Annotated in this window: 11 protein-coding genes; 5 read left to right on the top strand and 6 right to left on the bottom strand. The window is 35.8% G+C overall.

Annotation, left to right across the window (positions count from 1 at the left end; genetic code table 11):
• Positions 1–19 precede the first annotated feature (19 nt).
• Complete coding sequence (locus AB3M96_RS04350; RefSeq protein WP_412966349.1) at positions 20–547, bottom strand: BsuPI-related putative proteinase inhibitor; 528 nt, start codon at positions 545–547, stop codon at positions 20–22.
• A 325-nt stretch (positions 548–872) separates the two neighbouring features.
• Here AB3M96_RS04350 and AB3M96_RS04345 point away from each other — a divergent pair, with 325 nt between their 5' ends.
• Positions 873–2,297, top strand: coding sequence for a vWA domain-containing protein (locus tag AB3M96_RS04345; protein ID WP_412966348.1), 1,425 nt, complete (start codon positions 873–875; stop codon positions 2,295–2,297).
• Positions 2,298–2,336: 39 nt separating this feature from the next.
• Here the strand turns inward: AB3M96_RS04345 and AB3M96_RS04340 are convergent, their stop codons facing one another.
• The gene (locus AB3M96_RS04340) at positions 2,337–2,843 is read right to left on the bottom strand and encodes a DoxX family protein (RefSeq protein ID WP_412966347.1); all 507 of its coding nucleotides are present in this window, start codon (positions 2,841–2,843) and stop codon (positions 2,337–2,339) included.
• Between the two features lie 307 nt (positions 2,844–3,150).
• Here AB3M96_RS04340 and AB3M96_RS04335 point away from each other — a divergent pair, with 307 nt between their 5' ends.
• Positions 3,151–4,089, top strand: coding sequence for an acetamidase/formamidase family protein (locus AB3M96_RS04335; protein WP_412966346.1), 939 nt, complete (start codon positions 3,151–3,153; stop codon positions 4,087–4,089).
• A gap of 127 nt (positions 4,090–4,216) precedes the next feature.
• Positions 4,217–5,230, top strand: a complete 1,014-nt coding sequence (locus AB3M96_RS04330; RefSeq protein WP_412966345.1) for a DUF3231 family protein — start codon at positions 4,217–4,219, stop codon at positions 5,228–5,230.
• A gap of 205 nt (positions 5,231–5,435) precedes the next feature.
• Here AB3M96_RS04330 and AB3M96_RS04325 read toward each other — a convergent pair whose 3' ends face one another.
• Positions 5,436–5,945, bottom strand: coding sequence for a CarD family transcriptional regulator (locus tag AB3M96_RS04325; RefSeq protein ID WP_412966344.1), 510 nt, complete (start codon positions 5,943–5,945; stop codon positions 5,436–5,438).
• Between the two features lie 131 nt (positions 5,946–6,076).
• Here AB3M96_RS04325 and AB3M96_RS04320 point away from each other — a divergent pair, with 131 nt between their 5' ends.
• A complete protein-coding gene (locus AB3M96_RS04320) occupies positions 6,077–6,517 on the top strand; it encodes a MarR family winged helix-turn-helix transcriptional regulator (RefSeq protein ID WP_412966343.1) in 441 nt (146 codons plus the stop codon).
• Between the two features lie 95 nt (positions 6,518–6,612).
• Here the strand turns inward: AB3M96_RS04320 and AB3M96_RS04315 are convergent, their stop codons facing one another.
• Both AB3M96_RS04315 and AB3M96_RS04310 read right to left on the bottom strand, forming a co-directional pair.
• The gene (locus tag AB3M96_RS04315) at positions 6,613–7,281 is read right to left on the bottom strand and encodes a P-II family nitrogen regulator (RefSeq protein WP_412966342.1); all 669 of its coding nucleotides are present in this window, start codon (positions 7,279–7,281) and stop codon (positions 6,613–6,615) included.
• The gene (locus AB3M96_RS04310) at positions 7,271–8,767 is read right to left on the bottom strand and encodes a DUF1538 domain-containing protein (protein ID WP_412966341.1); all 1,497 of its coding nucleotides are present in this window, start codon (positions 8,765–8,767) and stop codon (positions 7,271–7,273) included. Before AB3M96_RS04310 ends, AB3M96_RS04315 begins: the two co-directional genes overlap by 11 nt.
• Before the next feature lie 397 nt (positions 8,768–9,164).
• Between AB3M96_RS04310 and AB3M96_RS04305 the strand changes: the two genes are divergently transcribed.
• The gene (locus AB3M96_RS04305; RefSeq protein WP_412966340.1) at positions 9,165–9,932 is read left to right on the top strand and encodes a TatD family hydrolase; all 768 of its coding nucleotides are present in this window, start codon (positions 9,165–9,167) and stop codon (positions 9,930–9,932) included.
• A gap of 79 nt (positions 9,933–10,011) precedes the next feature.
• On the opposite strand, the gene AB3M96_RS04300 is transcribed toward AB3M96_RS04305, so the two are convergent.
• On the bottom strand, positions 10,012–12,048 hold the full coding sequence (locus tag AB3M96_RS04300) for a sensor domain-containing protein (RefSeq protein ID WP_412966339.1): 2,037 nt from the start codon (positions 12,046–12,048) through the stop codon (positions 10,012–10,014).
• Positions 12,049–12,253 lie beyond the last annotated feature (205 nt).

Genomic DNA, 12,253 nt, shown 5'->3' with positions numbered 1-12,253 from the left:
GAGAAAACCCCTCTTCTTTTTATTTAACTTCAAAGGCATATGTTTCATTATATGTATTTTCTAAATCAGAATTTAACCATATCTCAATTTCGTAATTACCCTTTGAAAGTCCGTCCAGAATAACAGTGCACGAAATATACTCACCACTCGCCACAACCTGGTTAGTTGTAATATCAACACTAGCCTGTTCCTCAGACACTTTATTCCCTTCACTGTCTCTAACAATATAAGCGAAACCACCATTTTTAGTAAATGGAATTTCTACATCTTTTTCGGATATGTTTTTTAAACCATATGCTAATGTTATAGCTTCATCGTTATCCTTTTTTTCTTCAATAAATGACACAAGTTCTTCTGCTATAACACCTGTACCTTCTGATTCTGTATTCACGTCAGTTTTTTCAGATTGTATGATACCGTTGTTAATGATGCTTGATGTTGCATCATCTTGGTCTACTTTACTAGTAGCATCTCTAGGTTTTTCCTGACAGGCAGTTAACACAAAAATAAAACCTACTATTACAACAAATAGAAGATTCCCACGCATAAAATCTCCTCCCAAATAGTTCAAGAGAACTAATTTTTTTCTTCATATAAGATAAATCAAATACTAAAACTGTTCTTATCTCATTATACAGAAAATAATTACCTTACTCTCCATTCTATATCAATTTATTTACATTCATGAAAATGCACGACAATTCGTGTTTAGTTTTTATACTTAATCTAGTCTAGATAAATAGCCCTACTCTACTTATAGGATGTTTGAACTGTTTTTAAATGGATAACGAAAAAGAGATGGATACTACTGGAAAAAAGAGTAGTAAAGCGATATAAATTAAAGGGTAACTATTTTCGTAGGATGTGATTATTTGAAAAAGATACATATGCTGTTATTCTTAATTTTATTTATATTAGTCAGTTGTAGTGATGATTTAGAGACTAATAATGAAAAGACACAAGATTCTACTCCTGCTGTAGAGAATTCTACTGTTGAAGAGACAGAAGATAATGAAACACCTACTACCACTCTCGAAGAAGATCAAGTTTGGCCATTTGCTTTTAATCCAAATGAAACAGTTCATTATTCCTTCCCAGCTGATTTAGGAGAAGCTGAGGACACTGTAAAAGGTACATGGTGGAGTAAACTACATTCTGACCAACTGTCCGACTCTGACAAAGAGGACATCCAAAAAGTACTTTTACCTATAATAGAATCTGAACGGAGTAATGAGGAAAAAGCAACTGTCATCCGACGCTTTTTAGCAGGGACATTCTTCCCAGACCTCCCTGGGATGTCTACCTTTGAGCCAAGAGGAAAAATTAACTTGGAGGAGGTAGAGACCAAAAGCAATATTAAGTTGAATGGTCGAGAAGTGAAAGAAAATATCAATGTGGCTATTATACTCGACGCCTCAGGATCCATGCTGAAGGTTCAAGGTGGAAAAACGCTAATGGATATTGCCAAAGAATCCATTAACAACTTTACTTCAAATTTACCTGAGAATGCAAAAGTATCATTAACCGTTTATGGACATAAAGGCTCTAATTCTGATAAGGACAAAGAATTATCATGTAGTAGTATTGAGGAAATATACCCTCTTTCAAGCTATGAATCTACTTCATTTGATTCTGCATTGCAATCTATTTCACCTAGTGGATGGACCTCTATGGCGGAGTCCTTAAAGCATGTTGGGAATAAACTCTCAAGCAATGAGAATGCAACAAATGTTATTTATCTCGTATCAGATGGCAGAGAGACGTGTGATGGTAATCCAAGTGAAGAAGCAAAGCTTTTAGCACAGTCTAATGTTCAACCGATTATTAATGTTATTGGATTAGCAGTTACTGGTGAAGATGCTGACCAACTGAAAGAAATTGCTGAAAATGCAGAAGGAAGATATATAAATGCAAAGACTCAACAGGAATTAGATAAAGAATTTGAAGAATCCACTAACACCATTAATCAATGGATCGATTGGCATCGTCAAAATACAAATGAAGCAATGGATCAACTAAGCGAGGATAAAGATCGGCTAATAGACTTAAATAGAGAAACAGTTGATCAAATGATGCTGTTTCGAAGTACTAGTATAGATATATTAATGGAATTGAACTCATCAGGTAAATTAGAATCCGATATTTATAACATAGTGTACCAATCCCTTGATAACTTTTATAATGACATGTACACGCAAAAAGATGCAGCTTACAATGAAAAATTCAAACAGATTGAAGACACATATAATGAAACTAGGGAAGAAATTGACGAAACATACAACACAAATACAGATTAAAAAAATGGACCCAATCTCTGGGTCCATTTTTCTGTTTCATTACTTATGAACTGCTACTGCTTTGTCTTGTTTTCTATCAATCAGCTTTTTAACGAAAGGCATCACATAGTAGTCTATACCAAATTTACCTGCATTGCTGCCTGCTACTAAGATGAAGATAGTTAATAACACCATTTGTGGGTTTGTACTTGTTGTTCCAGAGAACATGAATGCGAAGTTCATTGTAATTCCCATTAGTGCTGCAAAAGTTGTAAATAGACCTGCGATTAACGCAATACCAACTAATAATTCGCCCCAAGGTACTAATACGTTGAACAATTCTACGTTTGGAATTGCAAACCCTTCTAGGAAGCTAGCCCACCAGCCTTGAACTGCTGGATGGTCTCCTGTAGATTGTTGTACTGCAAATTGTAAAAAGCCATTTGCATCAAATCCGCCTGTTATTTTACCCCAACCAGATGTGATCCATTGATACCCTAAGTAAACTCTTAAAAACACCATAATAGCCGCTGCAACTTTGTTTTCTCTTAGAAATGTATTCATCATTTTTTATTCCTCCCAATCCCTTACGGATTTAATTAACTACTTTATACTGTAAGTATAGTGTTAATTAGAGAAATAAAATATCGGGGAACATCCTTATTTTATAGGTGTTTTTTCCTGAACTATTTCGGGTTTTTTTCCTTACGATCCTTCCCTTTTCCCTTACCTTTCTACGATTTTCTCCCTACCCTCACTTTCCACTTTTTCCTAGTAACTTGTAAGGAGATTTTTTTGTCGTACAAAAAGGAATTTTCTTTTCGTATATCGAAATAAATAGAGACAAATATCATCTTTAGAGGAGTCGATCATTGTGATACATAAGCTTGAGCTAAAAGAAGAGTATTTTCATGGTTCATTTAATAAGGACTATCACCCTATCTTAACTGTACAGTCAGGTGATACTGTTCAAATAAAGACGCTAGATATTCAGTGGGGCTATTCTAATTCTCCAGAAAAGGAGCGTATGATCTTTTCTTCAAGAGAAACTGAGGAAAAACCGGGTCATCCAATACTTGGCCCTATCGCAATTGAAGGTGCAAAGCCAGGAATGGTTTTGGAAATCCGGGTGAATGAACTGATCCCTGGTTGGTACGGCCGAAATTGGGCAGGTGGTAATCCCAGCTGGCAGAATAAAAAATTAGGCCTAGTGGAGGCTGAGCGTATACAGCTTGATTGGAGATTGAATCCTAAAACGATGACTGGGAGTACCTCAATTGGTGATAAGGAATTTCATGTCGGACTCTCCCCTTTTATGGGACTAATGGGAGTTGCACCCGCTGAAGACGGTGTCCATTCAACCCCACCTCCTCGCTACTGTGGAGGAAATATCGATTGTAAAGAGCTTGTTAGAGGTAGCAGTCTCTTTTTACCAGTCTCGGTAGAAGGTGCTCTTTTCTCGATTGGAGACGGCCATGCCTTACAAGGTGATGGTGAAAGCTCAGGTACCGCAATTGAATGTCCGATGGATTTAGTCGATATTACATTGATATTACATGAACAACCTTCATTTACTATGCCACGAGCCAATACCCCAGCCGGCTGGCTAACTTTCGGTTTTAATGAGGATTTAAATGAAGCAGCGGCGGTTGCCCTTGATGAGATGGTTCAGCTTATGCAGGAGTTTTATGGTATTTCAAAGACAGAAGCAACAGCTTTATCAAGTGTTGCGGTTGATCTACGTGTCACTCAAGTAGTAAACGGCGTTAAGGGAGTCCATGCCATTTTACCTCATGGCGTGCTAAGAGGATAATTTTTTTAAAAATGTACCAGGTTACCTGGTGCTTTTTTACATTATTTGTAAGTAAGTGGTTTTTAAATTGTCTGATTGGGGAACATAAGTAAAAATACTTTTTGTCAGAAATAAGGAGGTAAAAGTATTGGTTTTAAAAAACCCAATCAGCGCTTCTGAAATCGGGACGCTATGGCAAACTTACCTGGAAAAGACCCTTATTATGCGTATATTAGAATACTTCATCGAAAAGGCAGATGATAACGAAGCTAGAAACATTTTAGGGGGATTGTGGCAAGAACTGAATTACTATGTAAAACAGATGGAACTTATATTTGAAGAACAGGGCATGGTAAAACCTGTTGGATTTACGTCTCAGGATGTGAACCTAGAAGCTCCTAAACTATTTGACAACGGCTTTGATATTATGTTTTTACGGATTTTAAAGGAAATAAGCATGGGGCTTTACACACTCAATATGAATATGTCTTATACCAATAAAGTGATGCAAATCTACGAAGGCCTTACAACTGTTACTCAGAAAATCTATAAACTCGCAACCTTTTATCTACTGGAAAAAGGAATTCTTACCCTGCCGCCAAAAGTGACAATGCCTAAAAAAACAGAGTTTATTGAAAGTAAGAAATATATGAAGGGGATGAAGCTCTTTGGTGAAAAGCGTGCCTTAAATGTTCTAGAAATCGGTATGCTCCATCAAAATCTTGAGGCAAATAATATTGGAATGCAATTAATTAGCGGTTTTGCACAGGTCGCTCAAAACAAAGAGGTAAAGCAATTTTTTGTAAAAGGCATGGACCTTGCTAAAAAGCAGATTAAAATTATGGAAGATACTCTACGTGAAAGTAATATTCAACTTTCAGCAACTTCTGGAGGTACTGTCACGACCTCAACAGTTCCTCCATTTTCAGATAAGCTAATGATGCATTGCATATATATCTTGAATGGATTCAGCCTTGTTGGTACTGGGCTTGGAGCATATTTTAGCATGCGACATGATTTATCAATGAAAGCAATTTTGGCAGCAAAGGATGTTTATACATTCGCCCAAGAAGGGATCGAAATTAAAATTAAGAACGGTTGGTTTGAAGAACCGCCTCAAATGGAGGATAGACCTCAAATTATTAAGAATGGACATCAATAAGGGAATACAAAGAATACATAGAAAAAGAGCTTAGTTCTATGAATAACGGAGATGCGGGTGGTGCTTGAGGTAAAAAGTGATCGAGCACCACTCGAAAATGCCATCATATCGTTTGCAGTGTAGCATTTTGAGGAAATACCACCGAAGACAAATTGTCTTCGCTGACATATAATAAGCCCTTCTCTTTCAAAACGCTGACGCTTTTCTAGTTACACTTCACCCTTTTATTCACAATGTTCGTAATCTGTTTCTCTATCTCTTCTTGGGTAGTACTTAGTGAGATCGCTAATCCTTTAAATAGTATGCTCTGTAGATGAAATAAAAGTTTACGATCTCCTTCACTTAATTTCTTCTCATTTCTTTCGAGTTCAATCTTTTTACTCATAAAAGTGTTAATTATTTTGGCTATTTCTTTTCTGTCTCCGGTTTTCACAATATCAGAAAAGCCTCTTAAGCGGTCATGACCTTTCTCAATCCATTGAATACCTGGTGCACTGAATGTTTTTATTATTTCTTCTGCTTCCTCTGGCTGAATCATTCCCACCATTCGGATTTGATCATTATCAACAGGATTTTGAATAACTAAGTTTTCATCTTCTATCGGGTGCATGACATAATAATTTCGAGTAATACCGGCAAATGTTTTTTCACAAATATCATCTATCTTACATATACCAATTGACGAATAGATGATTAAATCTCCTACATTAAACATTTATCTGCCCCCATCTCAATCGATTGTCAACTTGGTTGACTATATTTAGTTTACCTCATTAAACCTCTTTTTGTCAACTTAGTTGACATTTATTGGAGGTTTTTATATAGTAATGACACAACAGTAAGGGAGTGAAAAAAGTGAACCCTACCCATCTACAAAATAGTGATTTAATTGACCTAATTAGTGAAAGACATGCCCAACTTCGTGGAATTGCTGAAAAATTGTGGAATGATAACAGTCAAATATCGATTTCTAATTCAGAATGGTATATCATGTCTAGAATATATAAAAGCCAACCCACCATTGCCTATGTATCTAAAAATGTAGAGATAACCAGACAAGCAACCCACAAATTTATAAAAAACCTTAAATCAAAGGGTCTCGTTGAGGTTATGAATGTAGAGAATAACAACAAAGAAAAGTGTATTCGACTAACACCCCTTGGTGAAGAATGTTATGAGAAAAATGAAGCACTCAAAGCAACACTTGAAATGAAAATCACTGATCAAATTGGCGAAAAGCAGGTGGAATTTCTTAAAGAGATACTAAAAAAAGATTGGGGAGTATAAAACGTCCATCTACTAACCATAAGGGAATCTTTTATTTTAACATACTCAAAAAAGACAGCCTTGCATTAATAATGCGGCTGCCTTTGGTTGAGCAATTATGAATATAAGCCATACGTTTTATTAACATCTTGAATAAAAATAATTCCATTTCCCGGCTCATCTATTTTTAATTTTGTACGGATGGAAGAAACAATATTATCAGTGCTTTCCATTTCTGATAAAATTAGAACCATTTCTTTTTCAGGCTCAATGTTCATTGAAAATAGTTTACTGGTTTCATGGATTCCTGAACCTCTGGCGTTAATTATAGTTCCACCCTTCGAACCAGCAACAGTTGCTGCATCAATTACATCCTCAGCATTCCCTTTTTCAACAATTACATAAATAGCTTGGTACATGCTTAATTCTGCACCTCTTTCTTCCTCATTCTCTTCTCTTTGGCAACTTCTTGCTCCGATCACTTGCCCAACAGATGTAGTAAATGCAATGCCGTGATTAGGTTTTGAAAATTTGAATATATGATCAAGCTGCTCAAGTGCTGCATTGACAGTTTTTTTGTCAGAAACCAATAAGACAATTTCTTTTTTCACATCATTGATCGCAAAGAATTCCAAGAGGCGGCTTTTTATTGTCCCTTTCCCTAGTAAAACGGTTCCCCCTGAAATACCGTGTTTTTTGGCTGTTTGCAAGACCTTGCTTCCTTTACCGAAATCAACGACAATACAAACAAGTTCAAAGTCGACTATTTCAGAATTAATGGACATCCCTTACCAATCCTTCTTTCTTTGATTTCAACTTAAATACAAATCCCACGATTTGCAAGGCAATTAGTGGTGTTAACGCTACCATGGCAATCATACCAAATCCGTCGATAAGTACATTTGCACCTTCAATTGCTTCTGCGGCTCCTTGGACAAATGCCAGAATAAAGGTTGCTGTCATTGGTCCAGACGCAACACCTCCTGAATCAAACGCAATCCCAACAAACAACTTCGGTACAAAGTAAGACATTGCTATAGCAATAATATAACCAGGTAACAGATAATGCCATAGTTGGAGCTCAGGGATAAGTATTCGTAGCATCGATAATGCAACAGCGATTCCCACTCCGATACAAAGTGAAAAAAGCACAACATTTCTTCTTACATATCCACTTGTAACATCTTCTATCTGATGAGTCAATACATGTACTGCTGGTTCTGCTAAGATCGTAACTAGTCCGAGTACAAATGCTACTATAACAACATATGCTTTACTATCTAAAGTTGCGATAGAATACCCAATTGCTCTTCCTACATCCATAAAGCCTGCGTTTACACCAACTAAAAATAAAATGAGTCCAATAAAAGTAAATAATAAGCCGATTAAAATTCTTCTAACTGCTTTCTTGGACATTTTAAATTTAATTTTTTGAAACAAAAGGAAAATAACTAGGATTGGTAGAAGTGCCATAACAATCTCAGAAGCTATAATAGGAATCTCATGTAAAAATGGTCCTAAAATAGAGTTTGTTTTTTCCACTTGAACTTCTAGGCTACCGGAAATTTTATCAGACTTCGAAATAATATTCATGATCATAACAGATATAATTGCTCCCGTTGAAGCAATTGCAACTAACCCGAAACTATCTTTTTCTGACGCCTTACTATCCTTCTTCATAGAAGAAATCCCTAGCGCAAGAGCGAGAATAAACGGTACCGTCAATGCACCCGTAGTTGCTCCAGAAGCATCGAACGATATTGCTAAAAACTCAGGGGATGTAAACAAAGCGAGTACAAAAATAATAAAGTACAGAATGGTTAGCAATTTGTACAACGGAAAATTGTGGACAATTCTAACAAGCCCTGTAGCAATAAGTGCCCCAATTCCAATTGATACAATTATCACAATACTTGTCTTCGAAATTAATCCTGATGTTACAAAATCAACCTGCCCAGCTAGAATGTGTAAATCTGGTTCAGCTATCGAGATAAAGAAACCAAGTAATAATCCTGCAATCATTACAATCCATAGTTTATTAGATTTGGCGATTGTTTTTCCCATTAACTGTCCGATCGGTGTAATCCCAATATCAACACCAAATAAAAAAATAGACAATCCAAAAATAATAAAAAGAGCACCTAATAGAAAGCGTATTATAAGGGCTGGGTCCTCTAGAGGAGTTAAGGTAAAGTTTAAGATAAGGACGATCACAGTAATAGGGAGCACTGCGAATAATACTTCTTTTAATTTAGAGATAAGTACAATCAAACAGTTGTCATTCCTTTCTATGTAGTGTTAGTTTGTTCTATAAATTGAGGAAATTGGGGATTAGAATCTGCAGCTAATCATGAGAAAAACTTAAACTCTCTACTGATATATGTATATATAATATATATCCATAGGTACTAGTAAAAAGTATCTCTTTTTATTATTACATTAAGATGGACTGAGTATCTAGTAATAGGACTTACGAATTTATGACAAATAGGGGATTACTAAGGGGTATTCATGGTGAAAAGGTAAATAGGGACAGCGTATTACTTTCACAAGTTACAGACATAGGTATCCACAAAAAACTATCTCCTATATCAATTTACTATTATCAATGACCTACCATAGGTTATAGTAAAAGTACATAATTTTCCTTAGTAATGAAGGTGATAAAATGATTGATGCACATATACATCTCGAACAGTATGACTTTAGAACTCTGCCGAGTCTAATTGAGGAATGGCGTGAAAAAGGAATTAAAGGGGTTATTGCGGTTTCAAATGATCTTGCCTCATCATATCGAACATTAGAGTTAAAGGCCAAATTTCCTGATTTTGTTCATGCAGCAGTTGGTTTTCACCCTGAATACCCCCTACCAAGTGAGGCAGACTTTTTAGAATGGGAAAGAGTCGTTAGAGACGAAAAAAGAATTATTACTGCCATAGGTGAAATAGGGTTGCCACATTATAATCTTGAAAAACTTCCATCACTTGAACAATATAATCAATTTTTATCTCGGTGTCTTGATATTGCTGGGCAATATCAATTACCGGTAGTCCTGCATGCAGTTCATGATAAAGCAGAAAAGGTATTCCAGATGCTGCAGCAAAAGAAAATAGACAAAGCTCATTTTCACTGGTTAAAGGCACCTAGTGAGGTTGTAACCAAAATAGTCGAAGCAGGTTATTTTCTATCTGTTACTCCTGAAGTATGCTATCGAAAAAGGGACCAAGCTCTTGTTACACAAGTACCATTAACCCAACTTTTACTAGAAACTGATGGGCCTTGGCAATTTGATGACATGTTTAAAAATATAGCAACTACACCCATACTGCTTAGTTACGTACTTGATAAAGTTTCAGAGTTATACTCTCTTCATAATCAAACGCTAAAGGAACAAATCCTACTAAACGTTTCTAGTTGTTATGAAATTTCTTTGTAACAAAAAAGGACTTTTTGATACTGCACGTCCAATTGCTAGTAATAGCTACAAATGGACGTGCAGTCAAATAGTCCCTTTTTTATGAAAATAACGCTTTTCTAACCTCTGATTCTGGAAGAGGTCGACTAATGTAATACCCTTGTATTTCATCAGCACCCAGTTCCTGCAGTTTACGAAACTCCGACTCTGTTTCAACACCCTCTGCAACGACAAGAATGTCTAAACTCTGAGCAAGCTGAACAATTGCACGAATTATAGCTTCATTGTCTTTGTTTTCTGAGACATTTTCAACGAAGCTTCGATCAATTTTAATAATATCAACAGAAAACCGTTGAAGATAGACTAAGGAAGAATATCCTGTGCCGAAGTCATCGATTGATATTCTAACTCCTGCCTGGGAGAGCAGTTTTAGATTATTGATCACAATCTGATTATGTTCAATAAATAATCGTTCTGTCATTTCAATTTCTATGCTATTTGGTTCTATCCCTTCAGACGTAACAATCTGTAAAAATTCGTTAGCAAAGTTTTCTACATTCAATTGTTTGCTCGATACATTAATTGAAAGCTGTGTCAGAGAATCCCAGCTTTTCAAGGTTCTACAAGCTTCTCGAAGAATCCAGTACCCAAGTGGGATTATTAAGCCACTCGCTTCAGCTATCGGAATAAATGTAGAAGGTGAAACCATTCCAAGTTTAGGGTGATTCCAACGAATGAGCACCTCATAGGATATCGTTCTTAATGAATGTGCATCGACACGAGGTTGATAAACTAAGAAAAACTGATCCGTGTCTAACGACTGTCTAATCGATGTTTCAATTTTCACCTTTTCCTTATATGTCTCATCTATAGTTGAATTATAGAGCGTTATACCATTACCTTCTCTTTTTTTACTTTCATACATAGCACGGTCTGCATTACGAAGCAAAAACTCCGGAGAATTACCATGATCAGGATAGATGGAAATACCTATACTTGGAGTAATCTCAACCTCTTTTTCATTAATACGATATGGAGTTCGAATTACTTTGAGCGTTTTATTAGCAGTATTCATAATTTCCTCAAGAGAAACTGCATTCGGTAAAATGATTACAAATTCATCCCCAGCAATACGTCCAAGTACAGCATTATCATTTGTACAAGTCTGTAATCTTGATGCTACCTGTTGAAGAAGCTCATCCCCTGCCTCATGTCCCCATTCATCATTGACTTGTTTAAATTTATCAAGATCAATAAAAAGAAGACCTGCTTTCTGTGCTGAATTCCCTGCACTTTCTATTGCTTCCTCCAATTTATCAAATACAAGTCGTCGATTTGCCAGGCCTGTAAGCATATCATAGTATGCCATTTTTTCCATTTCCGCTTTCTGTTGTACACTTTCTGATATGTCTTTGGATATTCCATAGACTCCAATAATACGATCATCAGATTTCTTTGGTATAGCAACAATTTCACATAATAATCTAGATCCATTTTTATTAAGGATATGGGATTGTATACGAACAGATCCTCCTTTTAGAACATTATTAAATGCCTCCAAGGTATGAGGGAGATCTTCCACTGCTATATAATTGGTAAATGACTGCTGTATAAGTTCTTCTTTTGAATAACCCGTTTGCACTAAACCAGCAGGATTTATATCTGTAAAAAAGCCATTTGAATCTAGCGAAAAAACGCTATCCATATTGTACTGGAATAATGAACGATATTCCCTTAAGGCCTGAACGGCAGTCTTTTCAAGTACATCCCTTAGGTTAACATCGATCATGGTTCCAATAATTACTGGTTTACCATCAAACTCTGAAAAAGCAGGTGCAACTGCCACTCTAATTTTGGTCTGATCTTTACGAACCAACTGAATCTCATAAACACCTGGTTCAGATTTCCCTTGTAATCGCAATTCAATACGTTCGCGAAGAAGTTCAATATATTCTTCAGATACATAACGATCAATCGTACCTGGATCTTTACTAATTTCCTCTTTCGTATAACCCAACATTTCTGCTGCGCGAGGATTAATGTATAAAATGTCTTCGTCAGCAAGCATATATGCCCCTACTTGAACGTTATCCAAAATAAATTTACATTTTTCTATTTCATTTTCATTTATCAGCATCGCATAACTCCTACAACAATTCTGTAATAAACAATCAGATTATAAGTATTCTATGAATACTATTATAAACTATTTCTTGTAGTTTTTTGGATATCCCATAAATTAACATCCTTTATATTTTTGACAATTGATGGTAAATAGACATCGAAAGCAAAAAAAGTAAATGATTTATTGAAATATTTTTAGATAATCTCTAAAACAATTG

It is taken from the genome of Ferdinandcohnia jepli (assembly GCF_047246645.1).
Lineage (GTDB): Bacteria > Bacillota > Bacilli > Bacillales > Bacillaceae_L > Ferdinandcohnia.
The sequence above is the reverse complement of the archived record's forward strand: the minus strand, read 5'-3'. Positions and strand labels throughout refer to the sequence as shown.

Excerpts from the sequence above, each read along its gene's own strand:
- AB3M96_RS04305 (WP_412966340.1), top strand. The coding sequence starts at position 9,165 with ATGATTGATGCACATATACATCTCGAACAGTATGACTTTAGAACTCTG.
- AB3M96_RS04325 (WP_412966344.1), bottom strand. The coding sequence starts at position 5,945 with ATGTTTAATGTAGGAGATTTAATCATCTATTCGTCAATTGGTATATGT.
- AB3M96_RS04300 (WP_412966339.1), bottom strand. The coding sequence starts at position 12,048 with ATGCTGATAAATGAAAATGAAATAGAAAAATGTAAATTTATTTTGGAT.
- AB3M96_RS04340 (WP_412966347.1), bottom strand. The coding sequence starts at position 2,843 with ATGATGAATACATTTCTAAGAGAAAACAAAGTTGCAGCGGCTATTATG.
- AB3M96_RS04315 (WP_412966342.1), bottom strand. The coding sequence starts at position 7,281 with ATGTCCATTAATTCTGAAATAGTCGACTTTGAACTTGTTTGTATTGTC.
- AB3M96_RS04350 (WP_412966349.1), bottom strand. The coding sequence starts at position 547 with ATGCGTGGGAATCTTCTATTTGTTGTAATAGTAGGTTTTATTTTTGTG.